The sequence below is a fragment of the Thermodesulfitimonas autotrophica genome (assembly GCF_003815015.1).
Classification (GTDB): Bacteria; Bacillota; Desulfotomaculia; order Desulfotomaculales; family Ammonificaceae; genus Thermodesulfitimonas; species Thermodesulfitimonas autotrophica.
Map to the genome: position 1 here is coordinate 185,189 of NZ_RKRE01000003.1, position 23,594 is coordinate 208,782.

The 23,594-nt window shown below is 61.7% G+C and carries 21 protein-coding genes and 3 tRNA genes; 22 read left to right on the plus strand and 2 right to left on the minus strand.

Translation table 11 applies throughout. The annotated features are described in order from the left end of the window. Positions 1-51 precede the first annotated feature (51 nt). The 10 genes from fabG to EDD75_RS08385 all read left to right on the plus strand — a co-directional run bounded on the left by fabG (position 52) and on the right by EDD75_RS08385 (position 9,208). Positions 52-795: a 3-oxoacyl-[acyl-carrier-protein] reductase gene (gene fabG / locus EDD75_RS08340; protein ID WP_123930974.1), complete on the plus strand. Its 744-nt coding sequence runs from the start codon at positions 52-54 to the stop codon at positions 793-795. A 34-nt stretch (positions 796-829) separates the two neighbouring features. Next, entirely contained in the window at positions 830-1,066 is a 237-nt protein-coding gene (locus EDD75_RS08345) for an acyl carrier protein (protein WP_123930976.1), read from the plus strand. A gap of 60 nt (positions 1,067-1,126) precedes the next feature. After that, the gene (fabF, locus tag EDD75_RS08350; protein WP_123930980.1) at positions 1,127-2,368 is read left to right on the plus strand and encodes a beta-ketoacyl-ACP synthase II; all 1,242 of its coding nucleotides are present in this window, start codon (positions 1,127-1,129) and stop codon (positions 2,366-2,368) included. Between the two features lie 79 nt (positions 2,369-2,447). Continuing rightward, on the plus strand, positions 2,448-3,143 hold the full coding sequence (gene rnc / locus EDD75_RS08355; protein WP_123930983.1) for a ribonuclease III: 696 nt from the start codon (positions 2,448-2,450) through the stop codon (positions 3,141-3,143). 50 nt (positions 3,144-3,193) lie between these two features. Next, the gene (gene ftsY / locus EDD75_RS08360) at positions 3,194-4,105 is read left to right on the plus strand and encodes a signal recognition particle-docking protein FtsY (RefSeq protein WP_123930986.1); all 912 of its coding nucleotides are present in this window, start codon (positions 3,194-3,196) and stop codon (positions 4,103-4,105) included. A gap of 28 nt (positions 4,106-4,133) precedes the next feature. Then, positions 4,134-4,925 carry an S-methyl-5'-thioadenosine phosphorylase gene (mtnP, locus tag EDD75_RS08365; protein ID WP_123930990.1) on the plus strand — a complete coding sequence of 264 codons (792 nt, stop codon included), beginning with the start codon at positions 4,134-4,136 and terminating at the stop codon, positions 4,923-4,925. Continuing rightward, positions 4,925-5,965: an S-methyl-5-thioribose-1-phosphate isomerase gene (gene mtnA / locus EDD75_RS08370; protein ID WP_123930993.1), complete on the plus strand. Its 1,041-nt coding sequence runs from the start codon at positions 4,925-4,927 to the stop codon at positions 5,963-5,965. The genes mtnP and mtnA overlap by 1 nt, the downstream gene beginning before the upstream one ends. After that, entirely contained in the window at positions 5,958-7,214 is a 1,257-nt protein-coding gene (locus EDD75_RS08375; protein ID WP_123930996.1) for an adenosylhomocysteinase, read from the plus strand. Before mtnA ends, EDD75_RS08375 begins: the two co-directional genes overlap by 8 nt. A gap of 3 nt (positions 7,215-7,217) precedes the next feature. Then, positions 7,218-7,892, plus strand: coding sequence for a class II aldolase/adducin family protein (locus tag EDD75_RS08380; RefSeq protein WP_123930999.1), 675 nt, complete (start codon positions 7,218-7,220; stop codon positions 7,890-7,892). Next, entirely contained in the window at positions 7,889-9,208 is a 1,320-nt protein-coding gene (locus EDD75_RS08385; RefSeq protein WP_123931002.1) for an amidohydrolase, read from the plus strand. Before EDD75_RS08380 ends, EDD75_RS08385 begins: the two co-directional genes overlap by 4 nt. A gap of 125 nt (positions 9,209-9,333) precedes the next feature. On the opposite strand, the gene EDD75_RS08390 is transcribed toward EDD75_RS08385, so the two are convergent. After that, positions 9,334-9,570 (minus strand): hypothetical protein, encoded by a 237-nt coding sequence (locus tag EDD75_RS08390; RefSeq protein ID WP_211328160.1) that lies wholly within the window; start codon positions 9,568-9,570, stop codon positions 9,334-9,336. 69 nt (positions 9,571-9,639) lie between these two features. Here EDD75_RS08390 and EDD75_RS08395 point away from each other — a divergent pair, with 69 nt between their 5' ends. From EDD75_RS08395 to EDD75_RS08405, 3 genes are all read left to right on the plus strand, one after another. Further along, entirely contained in the window at positions 9,640-10,812 is a 1,173-nt protein-coding gene (locus tag EDD75_RS08395) for a class I SAM-dependent rRNA methyltransferase (protein ID WP_123931005.1), read from the plus strand. Positions 10,813-10,931: 119 nt separating this feature from the next. Continuing rightward, on the plus strand, positions 10,932-12,710 hold the full coding sequence (locus tag EDD75_RS08400) for a PAS domain S-box protein (RefSeq protein WP_123931008.1): 1,779 nt from the start codon (positions 10,932-10,934) through the stop codon (positions 12,708-12,710). A gap of 129 nt (positions 12,711-12,839) precedes the next feature. After that, positions 12,840-13,745, plus strand: coding sequence for a quinate 5-dehydrogenase (locus EDD75_RS08405; RefSeq protein ID WP_123931011.1), 906 nt, complete (start codon positions 12,840-12,842; stop codon positions 13,743-13,745). Positions 13,746-13,781: 36 nt separating this feature from the next. Here EDD75_RS08405 and EDD75_RS08410 read toward each other — a convergent pair whose 3' ends face one another. After that, positions 13,782-14,570, minus strand: a complete 789-nt coding sequence (locus EDD75_RS08410; protein WP_245963136.1) for a L,D-transpeptidase family protein — start codon at positions 14,568-14,570, stop codon at positions 13,782-13,784. Positions 14,571-14,691: 121 nt separating this feature from the next. Here EDD75_RS08410 and EDD75_RS08415 point away from each other — a divergent pair, with 121 nt between their 5' ends. From EDD75_RS08415 to EDD75_RS08455, 9 genes are all read left to right on the plus strand, one after another. Further along, positions 14,692-16,308 (plus strand): N-acetylmuramoyl-L-alanine amidase, encoded by a 1,617-nt coding sequence (locus tag EDD75_RS08415; protein ID WP_170157778.1) that lies wholly within the window; start codon positions 14,692-14,694, stop codon positions 16,306-16,308. 25 nt (positions 16,309-16,333) lie between these two features. Next, positions 16,334-18,097, plus strand: coding sequence for a two-component system sensor histidine kinase NtrB (locus EDD75_RS08420; RefSeq protein ID WP_123931019.1), 1,764 nt, complete (start codon positions 16,334-16,336; stop codon positions 18,095-18,097). Positions 18,098-18,256: 159 nt separating this feature from the next. Further along, on the plus strand, positions 18,257-19,096 hold the full coding sequence (murI, locus tag EDD75_RS08425) for a glutamate racemase (protein ID WP_123931021.1): 840 nt from the start codon (positions 18,257-18,259) through the stop codon (positions 19,094-19,096). Continuing rightward, on the plus strand, positions 19,097-20,071 hold the full coding sequence (locus tag EDD75_RS08430) for a 2-hydroxyacyl-CoA dehydratase family protein (protein ID WP_123931024.1): 975 nt from the start codon (positions 19,097-19,099) through the stop codon (positions 20,069-20,071). 77 nt (positions 20,072-20,148) lie between these two features. Further along, positions 20,149-20,225 (plus strand) — tRNA-His (locus EDD75_RS08435). A 38-nt stretch (positions 20,226-20,263) separates the two neighbouring features. Then, positions 20,264-20,338 (plus strand) — tRNA-Gln (locus EDD75_RS08440). 77 nt (positions 20,339-20,415) lie between these two features. Beyond that, positions 20,416-20,492: transfer RNA gene (locus EDD75_RS08445), tRNA-Lys, on the plus strand. Between the two features lie 94 nt (positions 20,493-20,586). Further along, positions 20,587-22,719, plus strand: coding sequence for a UvrD-helicase domain-containing protein (locus EDD75_RS08450; protein WP_123931027.1), 2,133 nt, complete (start codon positions 20,587-20,589; stop codon positions 22,717-22,719). Continuing rightward, positions 22,716-23,588 carry a lipid II flippase Amj family protein gene (locus tag EDD75_RS08455; RefSeq protein ID WP_123931029.1) on the plus strand — a complete coding sequence of 291 codons (873 nt, stop codon included), beginning with the start codon at positions 22,716-22,718 and terminating at the stop codon, positions 23,586-23,588. The genes EDD75_RS08450 and EDD75_RS08455 overlap by 4 nt, the downstream gene beginning before the upstream one ends. Positions 23,589-23,594 lie beyond the last annotated feature (6 nt).

Here is a 23,594-nt window from a genome sequence, read left to right on the forward strand (position 1 = left end):
AAGGGAATAAGGTTTTAGACCCGGTTGCTTTGCGGAGAGGGGTTGGCTAAAATGTATCTTAATGGCAGGGTGGCGATAGTCACGGGCGGCTCCCGGGGCATCGGCAAGGCGACGGCCTTGGCGCTGGCCCGGGCCGGTGCGGACGTGGTGGTCAACTACGTTTCCCGGGCTTCCGAAGCCGAGGCGGTGGTTGCGGAAATCGAAGGGATAGGTAGAAGGGCTGCCGCCTGTCGCGCCGACGTTTCGCAGGCGGGTGAGGCCACGGCGCTCGTCGATTTTGCTCTGGGCACGTTTGGGCGGCTGGACATCCTGGTGAACAACGCCGGGATTACGCGCGACGGGTTGCTCCTCCGGATGAAGGATGAAGATTGGGACGCGGTGGTGGGCGTTAACCTGCGCGGTGCCTTCAACTGCACCCGCGCGGCGGCACGGGCGATGGTGAAAGCGCGCTGGGGCCGGATAATAAATGTTAGTTCGGTGATCGGCCTTACAGGTAATGCGGGACAGGCGAATTATGCGGCAGCAAAGGCGGGGATCATCGGTTTTACAAAGGCGGTGGCCAGGGAGCTGGGCTCGCGGAACATAACGGTGAACGCGGTGGCGCCGGGTTACATCGTGACCGAGATGACGGCCGGGCTCCCTGAAGGGGTGAAGGAGCGGCTGCGCGAGCGGATTGCTCTTGGACGTTTCGGTGAACCCGAGGAGGTGGCAAACGTGGTGGTTTTTCTGGCCAGCGATCTGGCCAGATACATCACCGGTCAGGTAATAGTGGTTGATGGTGGCATGACCCTTTAATCTTATCACGCCAAAGAGAGGTGAACCGGACCTTATGTCGTCGTCGATTTTCCAGAAAGTCAAGCAAATCATCATCCAGCAGCTTGGTGTCGAAGAAGACGAAGTAACGATGGATGCTTCCTTTGTGGACGACCTCGGGGCAGATTCGCTCGACCTGGTGGAGCTGGTCATGGCCTTTGAGGAGGAGTTCGAGATGGAGATCCCGGACGAGGATGCCGAGAAGATCCGGACGGTGGGTGACGCCGTCAACTACATCCAGGAGAAACTCTGAGACGAGTCGGAAGGCATCAGTCAGCAGGATAAGAAGAGTGGTATTCCGGGGGGTGCGTTTTTGTCCCCGCGCGTTGTAGTGACCGGACTGGGGGTTATTTCCCCGGTGGGCACCGGTAAAGAGGCCTTCTGGGAGGCGCTTGTAAAGGGGCGGTCGGGCGTCAGGCGGATAACCCGTTTTGACGCTTCGGAATTCAAGACCCAGATCGCCGCCGAGGTCGGCGATTTTGATCCGGAGGCGTACATCGATAAAAAAGAGGCCCGGCGGATGGACCGCTTTACGCAATTTGCGGTTGCGGCTGCTAACTTGGCGCTATCGGATGCGGCGATAGCTACGGAGGCGCTCGACCGCGACCGGGTCGGGGTGGTTTTGGGTTGCGGCATCGGGGGAATCGGCACCTTTGAGGAGCAGACGCGGGTGCTTGTTTCCCGCGGGCCGAACCGGGTGAGCCCCTTTTTCGTCCCGATGATGATCGCTAACATGGGCGCGGGCTACATCGCGATCTACCACCGGTTTTACGGCCCCAACAGCACGGTGGTAACCGCCTGCGCCTCGTCCAACCACGCCATCGGCGAGGCTTTCCGGATCATCCAGCGGGGAGAGGCCGACGTGATGCTGACGGGGGGCGCCGAAGCAGCCATCACCCCGGTAGCGCTGGCCGGTTTTTGCGCCATGAAGGCGATGTCTACCCGAAACGATGAGCCCGAGAAGGCCTGCCGGCCCTTCGACGCGGCGCGGGACGGGTTTGTGATCGGCGAGGGGGCTGCGGTGCTTGTTCTGGAGCGGTTAGAGCACGCCCTCGCCCGGGGTGCCCGGATTTACGCGGAAGTTGCGGGTTACGGGCAGAGCTGTGATGCTTACCATATCACGGCGCCCGATCCCGATGGTGCGGGGGCGGCCAAGGCGATGGCCCGCGCGTTAGCGGACGCCCGCTTGCGGCCGGAAGAGGTGGACTACATCAACGCCCACGGGACTTCCACTCCGCTCAACGATAAGGTCGAAACGATGGCGATCAAGAAGGTTTTCGGGGAATTTGCCTACCGGATCCCCGTAAGCTCTACCAAGTCGATGACGGGGCACCTTTTGGGTGCCGCCGGGGGCATCGAGGCTGCGGCCTGTGTCCTGAGCATCACGCACGGCGTAATTCCGCCGACGATCAACTACGAGAATCCCGACCCCGAATGCGACCTCGATTACGTGCCCAACGAAGCGCGGCGGGCGCAGGTGGATGTGGCGCTCTCGAACGGACTGGGCTTTGGCGGGCATAACGCCACCCTGATTTTTAAACGTTTTCCGGCTTAAGAAAAGCAAGGTACCGTGGAGGGGCTGAAGCCGGCAGCGGGGCTTCCGGCCCCCAAAGTTTTTTAGGGGTGTTTGATAGGTGGACCGGGGTTACGAGGAACTCAAAGCCAAGTTAGGGATCATCTGGCACGATGAGGGGCTCCTGCGCCAGGCGCTCACGCACGGCTCCTACGCATACGAGCACCCCGGGGTGACGAACAACCAGCGGTTAGAGTTTTTAGGCGACGCCGTCCTGGAGCTGGTGATCAGCGACTATCTCTACCGTACCTTTCCCGGGAAGAGCGAGGGTGAGCTTACCAGGCTGCGGGCGGCGGTGGTCTGTGAGTCTTCGTTAGCGCGGGTCGCGCGGGAGCTCGGGCTGGGGGAAGCCCTCTTCATGGGGCGGGGCGAGAGCCAGTCGGGGGGGCGGGAGCGCCCGTCGATCTTGGCCGACGCCTTCGAAGCGTTGTTGGGGGCCGTCTTTTTAGATAAAGGGATAGAGGTGGCGGCGGAATTTGCGCTAGGGAAGCTCAAATCCGTTATTGAAGACGTGCTCCACGGACGGCAGGAACGGGATTACAAGACTGAACTCCAAGAACTCCTGCAGAAGAAGTCGCCAGAAAACGTTTCGTATGTTATCCTCAAGGAGGAAGGGCCGGACCACGCGAAGGTTTTTACGGCCGGCGTCTTTTACCGGGGTGAGTGTCTGGGGCGCGGGGAAGGGCGTTCCAAGAAAGAGGCGGAACAGCGGGCAGCGCGGGAGGCGCTGGCAAGAATTTCGCGTCAGTCGCGTTGAATACTAAACACCAAGTGTTCGACGGTGAATGTTCTTGAGGAGGATCGGGCGTGGGGCTTTTCGGCAAGCTGCGGGAGAAGTTGACGAAGGTCCGCGAAACCTTTGTCGAGAAGATTGAAAATGTCATCTCCCGGCGCCGCGAGATAGACGAGAGCCTTTACGAAGAACTCGAAGAGGCGCTCATCCAGGCGGATGTGGGTGTTGCGGCGGCGCTGGAGATCGTCGAACGGGTAAGGGCGAGGGTGAGGGAGCTCCGGATAAGCGACCCGGAGCAGCTGAAACCCCTTTTCCGGGAGGAGGTTTTGCGCCTTTTAGGTACGGAAACTGCGCCCCTAGTGCTTCCCGACGAGCCGCCAGCCGTGATCTTAATGGTAGGCGTTAACGGAACGGGGAAGACTACCACCACCGGGAAGTTGGCTTATTACTTTCGGGAGCAGGGGCAGAAGGTGATTTTGGCTGCGGCGGACACTTTTCGCGCGGCCGCGATCGACCAGTTAGAAGTATGGGCCCGGCGGGCCGGCGTGGAGATTATTAAGCAGCGGGAGGGTTCCGACCCGGCGGCGGTCGTTTACGATGCGCTTCAGGCGGCTAAGGCGCGGCGGGCAGACGTGGTCCTGGTTGATACCGCGGGGCGACTCCACACGAAGACCAACCTGATGGAAGAACTGAAAAAGCTGCGGCGGGTGGCGGCGCGGGAGGTGCCGGGTGCGCCGCACGAAGTCCTTCTGGTTGTTGACGCCACGACCGGCCAGAACGCGATCAACCAGGCGAAGCTTTTCGGGGAGGCGACAGGGCTTACCGGCATTGTGCTGACCAAGCTCGACGGCACGGCCAAGGGCGGCGTAGTCGTGGCGATAAAAAAGGAGCTTGATGTTCCCGTGAAGTTTGTCGGCACGGGGGAAAGAATCGAGGACCTGATGCCTTTCAATCCAGAGGAATTTGTGGCCGCAATTTTCGATTAAATCAGGTCGGGCAGAACGGGGTGAATTTATGGCGGCGATTGCCATCATCGGCGGTACCGGAGTTTACGACCCGGAGCTTTTAGAGCAGCCTACCGAGGAGACGGTGCGCACGGCGTACGGGGACGTTAAAATAACCCGGGGCTTTTACAGGGACCGGGAAGTGATTTTCCTGCCCCGCCACGGTGCGGCCCACACGGTACCGCCGCACCTGGTGAATTACCGGGCGAACATCATGGCGCTCAAGCAAGCGGGGGCGCGGTCAATCCTGGCGACGGCAGCGGTCGGCTCGCTCAACCCGGAGATGCGGCCGGGCCAGTTTGTTTTTGTCGACCAGTTCCTGGACTTCACCAAAGGGCGTAAGCAGACCTTTTTCGAGGGTGGCCCGGAAGGGGTGGTGCACATCGACGTTACCGAGCCTTACTGCCCAAGGCTCAGGAAGATCCTCGTTCAGGCGGCGCGCGGCTTGGGGCTGCCGGCCCATGACGGCGGCATTTACGTTTGCACTGAAGGGCCGCGCTTCGAAACCCCCGCGGAGATCAAAATGTTCCGCGAGCTCGGCGGGGACCTGGTGGGGATGACGGGTGTGCCGGAGGTGGTGCTCGCCCGGGAGGCGGAGATCTGTTACGCGGCGGTAGCGATGGTGACCAATTTTGCCGCCGGCATTGCCGCTTACCGGCTCAGCCACCAGGAGGTGGTGGAGATGATGAAGGTTCAGGGCGAAAATATCCGGCGGCTTCTGCTAGAGGCGGTTACCCTGCTTGATCCGGAGGCGGACTGCGCCTGCCGGCACGCGGTTTCCGGTCCGGTGGAGGCGAAGTAATGGAGACGCTACGCTGGGAGAACGGTACGCTCTACTTTCTCGACCAGACACTCCTGCCGCACGAAACGCGTTACCTATCGCTCACCGATTACCGGGCGGTGATCGAGGCGATCAAGCGGCTGGCGGTGCGCGGGGCGCCGGCCATCGGGGCGGCGGGGGCTTACGCGGTGGTGCTGGCGGCGGTGGCGGCCGCGCGGGAGGGGAGAGAAGGCTTCGCGGCGCGGGTGCGGGCCGCTGCGGCGGAGATCGCGCAGGCGCGGCCGACGGCGGTTAACCTCCGGTGGGCGGTCGCGCGGCAGCTCCGGGTATTAGACATCGCGGCGGGTGAGGAGCCGGAAAAGGTGGTTGCGCGGTTGGTCGCCGAAGCGGCGCGGATCTGCGCGGCGGATGCGGCGGCGAACCGGGCAATGGGGGCTTACGGGGCGGCGCTTCTGCCCCCAGGGGCGCGGGTGCTGACTCACTGCAACGCGGGGGCGCTGGCGACGTGCGGCTACGGGACGGCGCTCGGCGTCGTCCGGGCGGCGCACGCGGCAGGTAAGATCAAGATGGTTTACGCGGACGAGACGCGGCCGCTTTTGCAGGGTGCGCGGCTGACGGTTTTTGAACTGCAGCAGGACGGAATTCCGGTAACGCTGATCACCGACGGGATGGCCGGGTATCTGATGGCTAAAAAGGGGATCGATGCGGTGATCGTTGGGGCGGACCGGATTGCGGCCAACGGCGACGTGGCGAACAAAATTGGGACCTACAGCCTGGCAGTGCTGGCACGGCACCACGGGGTGCCGTTTTACGTTGCGGCGCCTCTATCCACGATTGATGCGGCTGCGTCCGACGGGAGCGCCATTCCTATCGAGGAACGAGACGCGGCGGAAGTCACCTCTTTCGCCGGGGTTGCTGTGGCGCCGCCGGGCACGCGCGTCTGGAACCCGGCCTTTGACGTAACCCCGGCGGACCTGGTGAGCGCGATCATCACGGAGAAGGGCGTCTTTTACCCGCCTTATAATTTTAAGGATAATCAGGAGGTCTTGCCAATTGGGTAGAAGTCTGATCCGTAATCCGGAGCTTGCCCCGCTTGGGCGGCAGAAGATCGAATGGGTCGCGGCGCACATGCCGGTTTTGAACATCATCCGGGAGGAGTTTGTGCGGGAGCAACCGCTCAAGGGGATCCGGATAGCTTTGAGTATCCACCTCGAGGCGAAAACCGCTTACCTGGCGCTGGTTTTGCAGGCTGCCGGCGCAACGGTGGCGGCGACGGGCTCCAACCCCCTCTCCACGCGGGATGAAATCGCGGCGGCGCTGGCGGCGGAGGGGGTCCAGGTTTACGCCTGGTACAACCCGACGCCGGAAGAGTACCGGGAGCACCTGAGCGAGACGCTCAAAATTAAGCCGCACATTGTGATTGATGACGGCGGGGATCTTGTCCATTTGCTGCATACCGACCTGAAAGAGATAGGCGGCGAAGTTATCGGCGGATGTGAAGAGACGACTACTGGTGTCCTGCGCCTTTACGCCCTCGAGCGGGAGGGACGCCTCCTTTTCCCGATGGTGGCGGTGAATAACGCCCGCACCAAGTATCTCTTCGACAACCGCTACGGCACCGGGGAGTCGGTCTGGGCGGGCATCATGCGGACCACCAACCTCCTTGTGGCGGGGAAGACCGTGGTGGTCTTCGGCTACGGCTGGTGCGGGAAAGGCGTGAGTCTGAGGGCTAAAGGCTTGGGGGCGAAGGTGATCGTCTGCGAGGTCGACCCGGTGAAGGCGATCGAGGCGGTCATGGATGGCTTCGAGGTGATGCACTCGCTGGCCGCCGCAGAGCGGGGCGACATCTTTATCACTACCACCGGTTGCCGGGACGTGCTGCGGGCGGAACACTTTGAACGGATGAAAGACAGGGCTTTGCTAGCCAACGCCGGGCACTTCAACGTCGAAATTTCGCTGCCGGACCTAAGCCGCCTGGCCGTTTCCCGCCGGGTGGTGCGGGAGAATATCGAGGAGTTCCGTATGCCTGACGGCCGGCGGCTCTACCTTTTGGCCGAAGGCCGCCTGGTTAACTTGGCGGCGGGTGACGGGCACCCGGCGGAGATCATGGACCTTTCTTTCGCGCTGCAGGCGCTATCGGCCCGTTACGTTTTGGAAGAGGGGGCGGGCCTCGCGCGGCGGGTCTATCAGGTGCCGGCGCCGGTGGACAACCGGGTGGCCGAACTCAAACTCCGGTCGCTCGGCATCGCGATTGACCGGCTCAGTCCGGAACAGGAGGCCTACCTCCGGTCGACGGGAGGGGAGGAATGAAGCATGAACCTGCTGGCGGAGAAGGCGCGCGAGCAGGTGGCCCGGGCAGGCGTACGGATGGCGCGGGCCGGGTTGGTCCTCGGAACCTGGGGCAACGTTTCTTGCCGGGTTTCGCGGGAGGACCTGGTGGTGATCACCCCGAGCGGGATGGCTTACGACGCCCTTCAGCCGCGAGATATCGTGGTGGTTGACCTCAACGGGAGCGTTGTCGAGGGCGAGCGGCGCCCTTCAACGGAGCTGGAGCTGCACCTCGCCATCTACCGCGCGCGGCCCGACGTGAAGGCGGTCATGCACACCCACAGCGTTTTCGCCAGCGCGATGGCGGTGGCGCGGCTGCCGGTGCCGCCGGTGGTGGAGGACGTGGCGCAGATCGTCGGGGGCGCAGTGCCCGTGGCGGAATACGCCCCCGCTGGTTCGCGGGAGCTGGCGGAGAATGTGGTCCGGGCCCTCGGTCAGGGGGGCGCCGTTTTGCTGGCTAATCACGGCCTGGTGGGCGTGGGAGACAGTCTTGACGAAGCCTTTAACGTCTGTCAGATAGTTGAAAAAGCGGCGCAGATTTATATTCTCGCCGGCCTTATCGGTACCCCGACAATCCTGGGCGAAAACGAAGTTATCGATCTCCGCTACAGGTACCTGACTTCTTACGGGCAGAATAAAGGTGGGGGGGAACGGCGGTGAAGATTTTGATCCGGGGCGTGACGGTGGTGCCAGTTACCGGTCCGGAGGCGGTGATCCGGGACGGGGCAGTGGCGGTTGCCGACGGGGAGATCGTCTATGTCGGCCCGGCGGATGGCTTGCCGGACGGTTTTACTGCGGACCGGGTTCTGGGTGGGCCCGGGATGGTGGCCCTGCCCGGTTTGGTGAACGCGCATACCCACGCTGCGATGACTCTCTTCCGGAGCTACGCAGACGACCTTCCCCTGATGAAGTGGCTTGAAGAGGCGATCTGGCCCCTGGAGCAGAAACTCATCGCGGAGGACGTTTACTGGGGGACGCTACTCGCCTGCGCGGAAATGCTGCTCGGGGGAACGACTACCTTTGCCGATATGTACTTCTTTATGGACCGGGTAGCGGCAGCGGTGGAGAAAAGCGGCATTAGGGCTTCTCTTTCCCGGGGCCTCATCGGGATTGCGCCTAACGCCGAAAAGGCGCTGAAAGAGAGCCGAGCCTTCGTCCGGGAGTGGCACGGCAGGGCGAACGGCCGGATTACCTGTATGCTCGGACCGCACGCCCCTTATACCTGCCCACCTGACTACCTGCGAAAGGTGGTTGCCATGGCGGCGGAACTCGGCGTCGGCATTCACATCCACGTCGCGGAGACGCGCCAGGAAGTGGAGGGGATCAAAAAACAGTACGGCTGCTCCCCGGTGGCGTTGCTGGCCGAAACCGGTCTTCTGGACCTCCCTGTGCTTGCCGCTCACTGTGTGCACCTTTCCCCGGAAGATATCGCTATCCTGGCGGCGAAAGGGGCGGCGGTGGCCCACAACCCCGAAAGCAACATGAAGCTCGCCAGCGGCATCGCCCCGGTCACGGAGCTTTTGACGGCGGGAGTAACCGTGGGTCTCGGCACGGACGGCGCAGCGAGCAATAACAACTTAGATATGCTCGAAGAGATGCGTTCGGCGGCGCTCCTGCAAAAGGTGGCGCGCGAGGATCCGGAGGCGCTGCCGGCTTACGCGGCGCTCGAAATGGCGACCATCGGCGGGGCGCGGGCGCTTGGCCTCGGAGACAAAATTGGCACCCTCCAACCGGGTAAGCGCGCCGATATCATTCTGCTCAACCTGCGCCGGCCCCACCTCTACCCGCCGCACGATGTCGTTGCCCACATCGTTTATGCGGCGCAGGCGGGGGACGTCGATACGGTCATCGTTGACGGCAACGTGGTGGTGGAGGGGGGGCGTCTGCTCACCCTCGACCTGGACACGGTCCTCGATAACGCCCGCCATTGCGCGCTGCGCCTGGTAGGCAAGCCGAAGGCGCGCAGCCTACTATAAATAGAGGTTGGAGGCAGGAGGTTAGAGGTTGGAAGGTTGGAGGCATTTTAAAAAAATAGTTGGGCGACCCCGCTGGGTCGCCTTGGTGATGGGTGTGCTATTACCAAGACCTGAGAAAAAACGCTTCAGTGCAGCCGGAGACCCTTGATTTCGCTTAGCAGCCTTTCGCCGGCGGCGATGTGCTCCTCGAGGTGCCGGATTTCTTCCGGAGAAGCATTCTTGCGCCGTAGCTCTTCGAGCTCGACCCGGTGGGCGGAGACCGATCCTTCCACGTCTGTATAAAACGCGAGGGCCCGCTCGAAGGTCAGCCCGCGCGCCCTTTCTTCCTCGAAGCGGTGGCGCAGCGCGGAGCAGCTCATCATTTTCCCCTCCCTTCACCCGCTTAGTTTGTCTTGGGGCGAAGCAAAATATTACCTACGGGGCGGTCGAGAGTGGCTGAAGCAGTTCTCTTACCAGGAAAAGAGAAAAGGGTGCAGGCGGGGCACCCCTGGGTCTACCGGACCGAGGTCGGTGCGGTGCGGGGCGAGTTCGCACCGGGGGATGTGGTCGACATCCGCGACGCCCGCGGGCGTTATTTGGGGCGGGGTTACGCCAATCCGGCCTCCCAGATATTCATCCGCTTTCTTACCAGGCAGGACGAAGCGATCGACCGGGCCTTTTTCCGGCGGCGGCTTGAGTTAGCGGCGGCTTACCGGGAAAAGGTAGTAAAAGATACTACCGCCTACCGCCTCGTCAACGCCGAGGCGGATTTCCTCCCGGCCCTGATTGTAGACCGTTACGGTGCTTACCTGGTGGTCCAGTTTTTGTCTCTCGGGATGGAGCGGTTCAAAACGCTCATCACCGACCTGCTCGTGGAGCTTTTCAGCCCCCAAGGGATCTATGAGCGCAGCGATGTTGCCGTCCGGGAGCGCGAAGGGTTGGCGCTGGTTACCGGGCCGCTTTACGGTGAGGTACCGCAGTTTGTGGAAATCGACGAAGGCGGGACGCGTTTCCGGGTGGACCTGCACGCCGGCCAGAAAACCGGTTTCTTCCTCGACCAGCGGGAAAACCGGCGCGCGGTGGCCGAACTTGCCGCCGGGGCGCGGGTGCTTGATTGCTTCTGCTACACCGGCGGTTTTGCGGTTAGCGCGGCCCGCGGCGGTGCCGCTGCCGTTCTCGGGATCGACATTTCCGGCGCGGCGCTTGCCTTGGCCCGGGAAAACGCTGCTTTGAACGGCGTGGCCGAACGGTGCACCTTTCATGAAGCGAACTCCTTCGACGCGCTCCGGCATCTCGCTGCTGCCGGCGAGCGTTTTGACCTGGTGGTGCTTGACCCGCCGGCCTTTACCAAATCGAAAGAGGCATTGCCGGGAGCTATCCGGGGGTACAAGGAGGTCAACCTCCGGGCTATGAAGCTTCTCCCATCCGGCGGTTTTTTAGTAACCTGTTCCTGCTCCTACCACCTCACCGAAGACCTTTTTCTACAAGTGGTCGCCGCCGCCGCCCATGATGCACGGCGCACCCTGCGCCTGGTGGAACTGCGCCGCCAGGCGCGCGACCACCCGATGCTAATGAACGCTCCCGAAACCTATTACCTGAAATGTGGGATATTCCAAGTCTTCTAAATTTTGCCCTAAACCGTGAAAATTTAGCAGGAATTTTTATCTTTCTTGTCGAAAACTAAAGCCGTGCAGGCCATCTCCACCAATCCGGTAGTGGTAACGGATAGGAAGGGAACAAGAGTTTGAGCACGGGACACGCCAGGGGCGAAACACTGCACAGGCGGGAGGAAGATTGCCGGCTGCAGGAGTATTTCTCCTTTATCCTGCAGCTATTCGACGGTTGCTTGCAGCCGGTGGCCGTGGTTGACCATGACGGGCGCTTCCTGGGCGGTAACAGTGCTTTTGCTGCGCTTACGGGATACAGCGAGGAGGAGCTGCGCGGGCGAACGGAAGCCGCGCTCACTCCTCCGGAATGGTGCGAGGCTACGGCTCATATTCTGGAGGAATTGTGCCGTACCGGGTTGTCGCAACAGTACGAAAAGGAAATTTTGCGGCAGGACGGGACGCGCGTCCCGGTCGAAATCTTGGCGCACCGGGTGGCGGTGGGGGCGGGCGGTACCTTCTTTACCATCTTGCTGGTAAAAGATATCACGAAGGAAAAAGAGGCAGAGCGGGCGCTCCGGGAGAGTGAAGAGCGGTACCGCTCGCTTGTGGATCTCTCCCCCGACGGGATCGTCGTTCACAGCGAGGGCCGGATAGTTTTTGCTAATAAAGCCGCGGCCAGACTCCTTGGTACCGCCGGTCCGGAGGAGCTTGTCGGCCTGCCGGTGCTCGCGATCGTTCACCCTGATTACCGGGAAGCAGTTAAAGCGAGGATTGAGCAGGTAAAAAACAGCGAAGCGGTACCCGCGCTGCCTCCCGTCCGGCAAAAACTCCTCCGCGTTGACGGGACGGCCGTCGACGTGGAGGTAGCGGCGAGCCGGCTAATTTATGCGGGGAAAGTAGCCGTGCAGGCTGTCGTGCGGGACATCACCGAGTGGAAGCGCAGCGAGGAGAAGCTCGTAAACCTTTCCCGCCAGCTGCAGGCGATCATCGATTCTTCGAGCGACCTGATTTTTCTCAAGGATAAAGATTTCCGCTACGTGGTGGCCAACAAAGAGCACGAAAAGCTTTTCAAGGTTAAGGTCGAGGAGATCATCGGGAAGACCGACTTCGACTTTATGCCGCCGGAGGTGGCCAGAGGGTGCCGCGAGAGCGACCTGGCGGCTTTAAACTCAGGCGACCCTGTGCGCCGTGAGGAGTACGTGGGCGAGCGCTGTTTCCACATCGTTAAGCAAAGGGTTGCCGACGCAAACGGCAACATCCTCGGTATTGCCGGTGTGATCCGCGACATTACGGAGCTCAAGCGGGTAGAGAAAGGGATTATCCATAGCCTCGCCAAGTTGGAGCGGACCCTTGAGGGGACCGTTAACGCTCTGGCTACCATGGCCGAGAAGCGGGACCCTTACACCGCCGGCCACCAGCGCCGCGTCGCTCAGCTCGCCTGCGCCATAGCGGCGGAGATGGGGCTGCCACCGGACCAAGTTGCGGGCCTCCGGGTGGCCGGGATGCTGCACGATATCGGCAAGATCTACGTTCCGGCGGAGATCCTGAGTAAGCCCGGCCGGATAAGCGAGTACGAGTTTAGCATCATCAAGACCCATCCGGAAGTCGGTTACGATATCGTCAAGGAGATCGAGTTTCCGTGGCCCGTTGCGCAGATCATCCTCCAGCACCACGAGCGGCTGAACGGCTCCGGTTACCCGGTGGGCTTGAGGGATAAGGAGATCCTCCTTGAGGCCAGGATCCTGGCGGTAGCGGACGTTGTCGAAGCGATGTCCTCCCACCGCCCCTACCGCCCGGCGCTGGGGACCGCAGCAGCCCTTGCCGAAATCACCGAAAAGAGCGGCCTCCTGTACGATCCTGCCGTAGTGGCTGTTTGCCTGCGGCTCTTTACCGAAAAGGGCTTCCGGCTGGCGTGATTCCCCACCACTCTTCTCCCACCGGTCCCGGATCGAGGCAGGGATAGGTGTTAGCTGCTGTCAAAGCTTGCCTTGACGGGCCATTTGGGCTAAAATTGAGGAAGGTTTGGAGCTTTAGGGGGCGTGACCTTGAAAAGGGTGGTTAGTGTCAGTCTTGGCTCTTCAAAGCGCGACCATACCGTTCAGATAGAGATTCTGGGCGAAACCTTTGAGATCAGCCGGCGGGGGACCGATGGCGATTTGGCGAAGGCAGTCCGGCTGTTGCGGGAACTTGACGGCAAGGTGGACGCCATTGGCCTCGGGGGGATCGACGTTTACCTGGTCGCTGGCGGCAGGCGCTACGCGATCAAAGACGGTTTACGCCTGCTGCGGACCCTGAAGGTTACACCGGCGTGCGACGGCTCCGGCTTAAAGAACACGCTGGAGCGGAAAGTGGTCGCGGAGCTTTTCCGTGCGGGCATCCTCCGGCGCGGGCAGCGGGTGTTACTGGTGAGCGCTGTCGACCGCTTCGGGATGGCGGAGGCGCTCGTAGAAAACGGGGCGGAGGTGATTTTCGGGGACCTGATTTTCGCCCTCGGGATTCCGGTGCCGCTGCGGAGCCTGCGGACGGTGGCCCTTCTCGCGGCGCTTGTCCTCCCGGTTCTCGGGCGGCTGTCTTTCAAGCTCCTTTATCCTACCGGGCAGAAACAGGAGAAGGAGACGCCGAAGTACGGCCGCTACTACGATTGGGCCGAGGTGGTGGCCGGCGACTTTCACTACATCAAGCGTTACCTCCCTCCCCACATACCCGGGAAGATAATCCTGACCAATACAACCACTAAAAAGGACGAGTTACTGCTGAAGGAACGCGGGGCCAGGATGCTCATCACCACCACCCCTGAGCTGCAGGGCCGTTCCTTCGGAACCAACGTGATGGAGGCCGTTTTTTTGGCGCTTCTCGGCAAGAAATGGGAGGAGGTTACCCCTGCCGATTATCTATCGCTCATCGAGAAAATAGGGCTTGGGCCTTCAATCAGGGTTCTGCGGGAAAGTTAGCGCGCGATTGGCCAGACCCGGTCGTCGCTTTAGCCGCTATAGGCCGAGCAGCCGGTACACGGGATCGTCTACGCAGTCGTCCGGAGGGAGCCGGTGCGTTTGGCGAAAGCGCACTACCGCCTCCCGCATTTCCCGCCCGAAGTTGCCGTCAACCCGCCCGCTGTAATAGCCGCGGCGCTGCAGGAGTCTCTGGACCTCCATCACGTCGCTCCCGCAATCTCCCTCCCGGAGCACGCGTGGTCCGCGCAGGATGCTGCCTACGACGATAACCGGCGTGCCAGGCTGCACCAAAGGGTAAAGAGCCTCCACATCCTCGTTAAACATCCGGATGCAGCCGGCACTCTCGTAACCCCCGATGGTGTACGGCTTGTTTGTGCCGTGGATACCGTAAATCCCCCAGGGAACGTCGAGGCCGAGCCACCGGGTACCAAAGCCGGTGCCCCAGTTCATTGCCTTCCGTTTGATGCGCCAGTTGCCGACAGGGGTAGGAGTTTCCGGTTTGCCAACCGCTACCGGGTAAGAATGGTAGAGCCTGGTTCCGAAAAAGAGCAGCAGCCGGCAGCGCGTCGTATCGATGATGATGGTAGCCGGTTGGTGTTGCTCGCCGGTAGTTACCGGGAGGAAGTAGCCGGTCAGGAACCGGAGAAAAGAGATCAAGCTGCTGGCCTCGATACTTGTCGCGCCAAGCCCGCCCGCGGTTACCCCTTCGTTTCCCGTGGTTGCCTGCGCCGGTGCCGGCCCCAATAGCAGCAAGAGGAACATGACGGCGGCGAGCGCCGCTCGTTTCCAGCAAGGATTCATTCGCCCCACCGCATTAACCCGCACGGAGTTCGCCTACCTTATTATTTTTTCAAAAAAGCAAGATTGGCAAGCACTCCGAAAGGATTTTGACGAAATATGGCGAAGAAGTTCAAGTAGCGCACTTCCTTTTGTGGGAGGGCTCATCATGTCGTTCCCAAGAGCACTCTCTATTCGTTTTATTTTCCTCAGTTTTGCGGCGCTTATTTTCTTTATCTTGCCCGCGATTGCTCATGCGGCAACAGTGGTGGTGACCGGGTCCTACGTGAACCTGCGGAGCGGTCCGGGGACGGGCTACTTGAAAGTGGGCCAGATTTCGCGGGGTGCGCAGTTGACGGTGGTGGGGAAGTCGGGTGATTGGTACCGGGTGCGGCTGCAGAGCGGCCGGGAGGTGTGGATCGCCGGCTGGCTGGTGAAGCCGGTCGCCGGGCAGGATGCTCTGACCGGGCAGGGGAGCGGCTGGCAGGCCGCGGCATTGCCGGCAACAGTGGTGGTGACCGGGTCCTACGTGAACCTGCGGAGCGGTCCGGGGACGGGCTACTTGAAAGTGGGCCAGATTTCGCGAGGTGCGCAGTTGACGGTGGTGGGGAAGTCGGGTGATTGGTACCGGGTGCGGCTGCAGAGCGGCCGGGAGGTGTGGATCGCCGGCTGGCTGGTGAAGCCGGTCGCCGGGCAGGCACCAGCAGAGGAGCCACCACAGGGAGCGCCGGTGGAAACGCGGCCGCAGACTTCTTTTCCCGGAACACCGCCGGTTTCTGCCGCGCCGGAGGCTGCTGGCCCTCCTGCCTCCCAAGCCGGTGGTTCCGGGCCGGGTGTGCCGGTCACAGTACCGGTGCCGGTGAGTAGAGGCGAAAGCAACGGCAGTTTGCTAAATTACGAGCTTCAAGAATATGATGGTACCACGGAAGTGACGTTTACCTTCTCCCGTCCGGTAGATACACGCGTTGCTTTTGTGCCGGACCCGCCACGGCTGGCAATCGATATTAAGGGCTTGCCGCCCGGGGACCTTCCCGGAAGCCGGAGTTACGGTTCCGGCCTGGTCTCCGGCATCCGGGCCGCCTGGTTCGAGCCGGAGACGGCCCGTGTGGTTCTTGACCTGGCGCCAGACAAGCAAGTTCGCTGGGAGGCGATTCCTGCTGCCGATAAGTGCTGCCTGAAGGTGCGGGTGGCGCCGGGCCCGCTTTACACTGTGGCCGGTAAGGTTATCGTTCTGGACCCGGGTCACGGGGGCAGTGATCCCGGAGCTATTGGCCCCACCGGGTTGCAGGAGAAAGATTTTAACCTGGCGGTTGCGCGCCTTGCCGCTGCGGAACTTAGCCGCCGGGGCGCCCGGGTTTATCTTACCCGCACCGACGACGTTTACGTGGACCTCTATTCCCGGGCAGCACTGGCAAACGACCTTGGCGCGGATGCCTTCGTTTCTGTCCACGCAAACGCCTGGGGAAACCCGAACGAGGTCGACCGTATGGCCGGGACCAGCACCTGGTACGCGCCCGTTGCCGATCCGGCTTCGCGGAAGGCGGGAAGCGAGCGCCTGGCTATGTGCCTCCAAAAATCTTTGGTGGAGAAGGCTGGAAGGAAGGACTTGGGGCTCTTCACGGCGAACTTCGCCGTATTGCGGAACACGACGATGCCCGCGGCCCTTGTAGAAGTAGCCTTTATTTCTAATCGGGAAGAGGAGGGGCTCATGTACGCCGACTGGTTCCGGCAGGCGGCGGCAACCGGGGTTGTCGAAGGATTGGAGCGTTACTTCGCGCAGATCTGAGCGAAACTGGGGGTTAGAGCGGCGTTTGAACAGCGAAATTCTGGTTCTGGCGGGCGAAAATGAGCCGTGGGTTGAATTTTTGGCGGGAAAGTTTTCGCTTTCGCGGGTTGACGCGGCAGCGCTGCCGCAGGTCCTGCGCGAAAAAGGTTGGTCTGTCCTGCTCCTGAGCAAACGGGAGGCCGAGCGGGACGGTTGGGCACTCTGCCGGAGAATCAAAACTTCGGTCGGCCGGGTGCTCATTGGGTTGGTGCAGGACGTTTCCCTTGAGCCTCCGGCAAGGACGGCGTGGGCGGACGACCTGCTCGACCCTGCGGCGCAGGAGGAGTTTTCTCTACGGGTGGCGAACCTGCTGCGCATCGTCCAGGCGAATAGCTGTTTTTTTAAGGAGCAAAAAGGGGTTAGTGTGCTGGGTAACGGTGCCCGGAAGTTTTGCGGTGAGAACGGCTTTCTGCCGCCTTTCCGGGTGGCCGGGAGGATGGCGCTCGATCCGGAGATCACCGAGTACTTCGTCCGGTTGCTCTCCGGCGTTCTCAACACCACTGCTTCTTTCATTCCGGTGAGCGCAACGCCGCCGTGGCTGAGCGAGGATCCCAATTTAGCGCCGTTCGATTCGGTCGGCCTGCCGTACTGCCGGACCGTCGCCGAGTCCGCAGTCCGCATCGGCGGCGTTTCACCCTGCCGGTACCACCGCTGGTTGGCAAGCCTGCGGGCGGTGATCGAGCGGCGTCCCGTCACGCTTCCCTGTCCGGGCGGGCTCATGCTTTACGCGGCTCCCGTCTGCCTCGAGTTCTTCCACGCCAAGTACCCTTTAGGCGCGTTAGTGGTCGGGACCGGCGAGATTCCTCTAGGGCCCGAACTGGTCAAGATCGGTCACCGGCTGCGGCTGAGCGTGCCGCTGCTGCGGGAAAAGGCCGGTATTGCGCGAACGCTAATGCAGCGGAGCGAGCAGGTGGCTGCCTGCCAGTTGCTTGAGTCTGCCGCCGAGTACTTGGCGCGGGAGGTTTCCTACCGCTACAACGTTGCCTACCACGAGTTCCTTCAGGCGGGTGCGTGCCAGCAGCTCTTCGAGAAAGCGCCGGCGGAGGACAGGTACCCGACCGCGGCGCTCGAGAGGGCGGAAAAGCTGGCGGCGATGGGAAAGCTCGCGGCCGGCCTCATTCACGAAATCAGGAATCCGCTAACCTCGGTGCGGGGCTTCATTCAGCTCTTGGCAGAGAAAAAGCCGCCGGGCGACCGGGAGCGGGAGTACCTGGATGTCGTCCTTTCCGAAATTGACCGGGCGAACGAGATCATCCGCAATTTCCTCTACCTTTCGCGGGCGGGGAAGTTCCGGCCGGTGGCCACCGACCTCGGCCGGGTGGTCAGGGATATCCTGATGATCGTGGAGAACCAGGCGGCGCTCAAGGGCATCAGGCTCGTTTCGGAGTGTGCGCCCGACGTGCCCGCGGTGCAAGCTGACCCGGAGCAGATAAAGCAGGTCCTGCTAAATCTCATCCAGAACGCCTTCCAGGCGATGCCCTGTGGCGGGCAACTCACGGTTCGTCTCTATCCCGACGCGGCGGGGAAAAATGTGGTTCTGGAAGTAGAGGATACAGGTGTGGGTATCCCGCCGGAGCACTTTTCGCATCTTGGCGAGGCCTTTTTCACCACCAAAGAAGACGGCACCGGACTGGGGCTTGCCATCAGCTACCGGATCATCGAGGACCACCAGGGAAAGATCAGCGTCCAGAGTGAGGAAGGAAAAGGCACCCGCTTCACCATCACCCTGCCGGTTAATCCCGGGCAATGAAAGAGCGTTTGGGGCGCGTTACTTCGCGGCAACAGGGCCGCGCTTTGCCGGTATTTTTGGGGGCGAAAGCGCTTAAAATTTCTTTCGGGGGTAGCGGTGGCTTTTGTTTTTGGTACACAATAAAGAAGGAAGCAACGCTTATTTTCGGAGGTTGGGTAAATGAATGACAACCGCCCGCTTGGGCTTTTCGATTCGGGCCTGGGGGGGCTTACGGTTTTCGAACAGGTTGTGCGCATCCTGCCAGCCGAACCGGTGGTCTATTTTGGGGACACGGCAAACGTGCCCTACGGTGGCCGGACGGTTAAAGAGCTGGTGGAGCTCGGCGACCGGATCGTCCGGTTTCTGCTCGATAGGAAGGTGAAGGCGGTCATTTTCGCCTGCAACACGAGCTCTTCGGTTTCGATCCATATTCTGCGGCAGAAGTACCCGGTGCCAATGTTCGGTCTGGTGGAACCGGGGGCGCGGATGGCGGTTGGGGTTACCAAGGTGAAGCGCATCGGCATCCTGGCAACCGAGGCAACGGTGCGCAGCGGTTCTTACCCGGCGGCGATTACTGCTCTTGACCCGGAGGTTCGGGTCTTCAGCCAAGCGGCGCCGCTTTTAGTGCCGTTTGTAGAAACGGGTAAAGTAGAAACACCCGAGGCGGCGGCGGCGCTTCAAGAATACCTGGAGCCCTTGAAAGCCGCCGGCATTGACACGCTCATTCTCGGCTGCACTCACTACCCCTTTTTCGCGCCGGCGATATCCCGGATTTTGGGCCCGGAGGTAACGCTGGTCGATCCGGCAGTAGCGATGGTCCGCGAGGTGAAGGAGGAACTCGGGAAGCGGGGGATGCTGGCGTCCGGCGGTAGGCCCCGGCACGAGTTTTACGTCAGCGGCAACCCACATGAGTTTGACCTGCTCGCGAAGCGGCTTTCGCCGTGGCAGCTCCCGCCGGCGGTGCAGGTGAAGGAACAGCCAGCGCAGACCGTGATCGCTGCTGCGGGTGATTTGCGGTAGATGAAAGTCGGTTTTACCACCACAATTCCGGTTGAGGTCCTTTTTGCGGCTGGCGTTACCCCTGTTGACCTCAACAACCTTTTCATCTCCCATCCGGAGCCCCGTAAGCTCGTGGAGCGGGCGGAACGGGCGGGCTACCCCCGGAATGTCTGCGCGTGGATCAAGGGCATCTACGGCGCGGTGCTGGAGGACCCGGAGTTACGGACAATTGTGGCTGTAACCCAGGGAGATTGCAGCAACACGCACGCCCTGATGGAAACCTTCGAACTCGAGGGTATTAAGGTTATCCCTTTCGCCTACCCTTACGACCGGGACCCGGTGCTCCTGAAGGCCCAGATCGAGCGCCTGATGGCTCATTTTGACGTGGACTGGCCCGCGGTGGCAGCGACCAAGGAAAAACTCGATGCGGTGCGCGCCAAAGTGGCGCGGCTAGACGAGCTCACTTACACTACGGGCAAGGTTACGGGGGAGGAGAACCACTACTACCAGGTCTGCTGCAGCGATTTTCAGGGTGACTTTGGGGAGTACGACCGGAAGGTAACGGATTTCCTCCGCGCGGTCGCGGCACGGCCGCAAGCAGCGTTCCGTCTCCGTCTCGGTTACATCGGTGTGCCCCCCATTTTTACGGATCTTTACGCCTACTTGGAAGAGCAGGGGGCGCGGGTCGTCTTCAACGAGACCCAACGCCAGTTCGCCATGCCCTACCGGACGCGCGACCTGGTGGAACAGTATCTTCTTTACACCTACCCTTACGGTATATTTTTCCGTCTGAAAGACATTGCCCGCGAGATAGAACGACGGCGTGTGGCGGGCATCATTCACTACGCGCAGAGCTTTTGTTTCCGCCAGATTGAGGACCTGATTGTCCGGCGTCTGCTGAAGGTTCCCGTGCTGACGATTGAAGGTGACCAGCCCGGGCCCCTCGATGCCCGCACTCGGATCAGGATTGACGCCTTTTTAGAGATGCTCGGCTGACGTTTAAGGCTTAAGAGCGGTGAGTTCGTAGTTCTTGACAACCCGCGCGGCGTCTGCTAAGATAGACTTTGCGAATGGTGGGTGTAGCTCAACTGGTTAGAGCGCCAGACTGTGGATCTGGAGGCTGTGGGTTCGAGTCCCATCATCCACCCCATTTTAGAGGTTGGAAGTTAGATGTTGGCGGTTAGAGACTGGGGCGTAGCCAAGTGGTAAGGCAGCGGACTTTGGATCCGCCATTCGTTGGTTCGAATCCAGCCGCCCCAGCCATTTTAGAGGCGAGAGGTTGGAAGTTGGAGGTTAGAAGTTATCGAACATCCGACTTCTTGCATCGGACATCCATTATTGAGCCACTAGCTCAGTCTGGCAGAGCACCTGACTTTTAATCAGGGTGTCGCAGGTTCGAATCCTGCGTGGCTCACCAGAAAAATCAAGGCTTCCGGGGATCCCGGGGCCTTTAATTTTCTCTAAATGCAGGATTGGCGTTGGCGGCGGCGAATTTGGGGTAATTGGGGGGCATGTTTTTTCCAGTGCAGGAGTTTTTGAAGGAGCTTAATCCGGAGCAGCGGGCGGCGGTCTGCCATACAACGGGGCCGCTTTTGGTGCTGGCCGGGGCCGGCAGCGGCAAGACGCGGGTGCTCACCTACCGGATCGCGTATCTCATCCGGGAGGCCGGCGTCCGGCCCGAGAACATCTTGGCGATCACCTTTACAAACAAGGCGGCGCGGGAGATGCGGGCGCGGGCGGAGCGGCTTTTGCCGTATCAAGCGGCGGGCCTCTGGGTGATGACCTTTCACGCGGCCTGTCTCCGGATTTTGCGCCGGGAGATGCAACATCTCGGCCGCAGCCCGGAATTTGTGGTTTACGACGAAGACGACCGGCGGGCGCTCATTAAGGAGTGCCTGAAGGAAAAGAACCTTGACGAGAAGCGCTACCCGCCCGGCGGTCTCATCGCGGCTATTTCCTGGGCGAAGAACTGGCTCGTGCCGCCGGAAGAGTACGCCCGGCAGGCGCGGACGCGCTACGACGAGGTCGTGGCGGAAGTCTACGCCCTCTACCAGGAGAAGCTCGCGCGCTACGGGGCACTCGATTTCGACGATCTTCTTGGGGAGGCGGTGCGGCTCTTCCGCGAGTGTCCGGAGGTGCTCGCGCGTTACCAGCGACGCTTCCGGTTTATCCTAATCGACGAGTACCAGGATACGAATCACGTGCAGTACGTCCTGGTTAATCTCTTGGCCGGCGGCCACCGGAACCTGATGGTGGTGGGCGATCCGGACCAGTCGATTTACGGCTGGCGGGGCGCCGACATCCGCAACATCCTGAGCTTCGAGCGGGATTACCCGGAGGCGCGGGTGGTGAAGTTAGAGCGGAACTACCGCTCTACCGCCGCCATTCTTGCGGTGGCTGATGCCGTGATCAAGCATAATAGCCTGCGTAAAGAGAAGGTGCTTCGCCCGGTGCAGGAGGCAGGAGAGCCGCCGGTGCTCTACGTGGCGGCGGACGAAGTGGCGGAGGCCAACTTCGTCGCCGGGCAGATCGGGGCGCTCCGCCAGGAAAAGGGCTACGCCTACCGGGATTTCGCGGTCCTCTACCGGACGCACGCCCAGTCGCGCGTGTTAGAGGAGGTTTTGCTGCTCAGCGGCATTCCCTACGTCATCCTCGGCGGCCTCCGCTTCTACGAGCGGAAGGAGATAAAGGATCTGCTCGCCTACCTGCGGCTCATCGTAAACCCGGCGGACGCGCTGAGTCTGAAACGGGTGATTAACGTTCCCCCGCGCGGCATCGGGCCCGGCTACTTCGGGCGGCTCCTGCAGCACGCGGCGGCACGGGGCATCTCTCCGGTGGCGGCGCTCTGCGAAGCCGAGGGGATTTCCGGGCTGCCGCAGGGCGTCCGGCAGGAGATGCGGGCGCTCGGCGGGTGGCTGGTGGAACTGCGGGCGCAAGCCCTTCCGGTCACCCGGCTGGTCGAAAGGGTGCTGGCGGAGACGGGTTACGAGCGCCATCTTTTGGCGGAGCGGACGCCCGAGGCGCAGGCGCGGCTCGAGAACATCAGGGAGTTTCTCACGGTGACGCGCGAGTTCGACCGGGAAGAGCGCGGCGGGCTGCCGGAGTTTCTATCGGAAATCGCGCTTTTTACCGACGTCGACCGTTACGACCCCGAGACGGACGCCGTGGCGCTCATGACGCTGCACAGCGCGAAGGGGCTCGAGTTCCCGGTGGTTTTCCTCACGGGGATGGAGGAGGGCCTTTTCCCCCACATCCGGAGCAGCGGTGAGGCGACCGCGATCGAGGAGGAGCGGCGTCTCTGCTACGTGGGGATCACCCGGGCGAAGGAGCGCCTTTTTCTGACGCGGTGTGAAATGCGCCACCTGTACGGGGGCCTGCAGGCTAACCCGCCGTCGCGCTTCCTCGCCGAAATCCCGCCGTTGTTGCTGGCAACGGGCCGCCCGGACGCAGCGGGTGATGATAAAGGGGCGGTGGTGGAACTTAAGCCGGGCGACCGGGTGGCGCACCGCAAGTGGGGGCCGGGCACGGTGGTAAGTATCGCGGGCAGCGGGGAGGATACCCGGGTGACGGTGGCCTTCCCGGCAGTAGGTATAAAAACGCTGCTTTTAAGTTATGCTCCTCTGGAAAGGCTGGCGGCCGAGTGACGAAACACCTTTTGTTGGTAATTCTGTTGACGGTGCTGATTCATCTTGTGAACACCTTGATTTACGGGGTGCGCCTCTCCGGCGTGCGGACCGGGCGGCTGGCGACCGCCTACTCTCTTTTTAACCTGATCTTCCTTATCTCCAGCACGGCGAACACCATCCAGGCGCCGCTGCTTTCTTCGCTCGTCGAAGGGGCGATCAACCGGGGCTTGGCTGCTGTGCCGCCCGGGGCACCAGCGGCGGTGCTGCTCTCCTCGCCGGTTTACCGGCAGGAGCTCGCCGTGCTCGACCAGAATATCCGCTTGGTGATCCTGGCGGCAACCGGCGGGACATTTTTAGGGGGGCTTTTGATTCCGGCTTTTGTCCGGGTTTTTTCCCGGACGATCCTGCTTTTTGAGGAAGTAGGTTCGGTGCCGCGCCTGGTGCTTTTCGCTTTTTCCCCACGCCGCTTTTACCGAGCGCTCAAAAACATCCGGCCGGCGACGCCGGAAACGCTGCGCCAAGCGATGCGGTTGCGCGCTACGATGCCGAAAGGTTTTCTGTTGCTCAACATCCTGATTACGGGCATCTATACGACGGGGGTACTCTCGGCGCTCTACGCCGGGGCGCTCTTTCCTTACTACCGGACGACGGCAACGCTCCTTTCCCCGATTGTCAACGGCATCGCGGCGGTGCTTTTGGCGACGGTCGTTGACCCGACGGCGGCGATGCTCACCGACCAGGCGCTGCGGGGCAAGCGGAGCGAGGCCGACATCCGGCAGATGGTGCTTTTTCTGGCGCTTACGCGCTTTGCGGGCACAATTTTAGCCCAGGCGCTTTTCATCCCGGCGGCGGAGCTGATCCGCTTCGTTGCCGCGCTGATCGTTTAGATGCTG

Bases quoted from the DNA above. Each gene is read 5' to 3' on its own strand.
- EDD75_RS08450 (WP_123931027.1), top strand. From the start codon at position 20,587: ATGTTTTTTCCAGTGCAGGAGTTTTTGAAGGAGCTTAATCCGGAGCAG.
- mtnP (WP_123930990.1), top strand. From the start codon at position 4,134: ATGGCGGCGATTGCCATCATCGGCGGTACCGGAGTTTACGACCCGGAG.
- mtnA (WP_123930993.1), top strand. From the start codon at position 4,925: ATGGAGACGCTACGCTGGGAGAACGGTACGCTCTACTTTCTCGACCAG.
- fabG (WP_123930974.1), top strand. From the start codon at position 52: ATGTATCTTAATGGCAGGGTGGCGATAGTCACGGGCGGCTCCCGGGGC.
- murI (WP_123931021.1), top strand. From the start codon at position 18,257: ATGAATGACAACCGCCCGCTTGGGCTTTTCGATTCGGGCCTGGGGGGG.
- EDD75_RS08430 (WP_123931024.1), top strand. From the start codon at position 19,097: ATGAAAGTCGGTTTTACCACCACAATTCCGGTTGAGGTCCTTTTTGCG.
- EDD75_RS08380 (WP_123930999.1), top strand. From the start codon at position 7,218: ATGAACCTGCTGGCGGAGAAGGCGCGCGAGCAGGTGGCCCGGGCAGGC.
- EDD75_RS08345 (WP_123930976.1), top strand. From the start codon at position 830: ATGTCGTCGTCGATTTTCCAGAAAGTCAAGCAAATCATCATCCAGCAG.
- EDD75_RS08390 (WP_211328160.1), bottom strand. From the start codon at position 9,570: ATGATGAGCTGCTCCGCGCTGCGCCACCGCTTCGAGGAAGAAAGGGCG.
- EDD75_RS08415 (WP_170157778.1), top strand. From the start codon at position 14,692: ATGTCGTTCCCAAGAGCACTCTCTATTCGTTTTATTTTCCTCAGTTTT.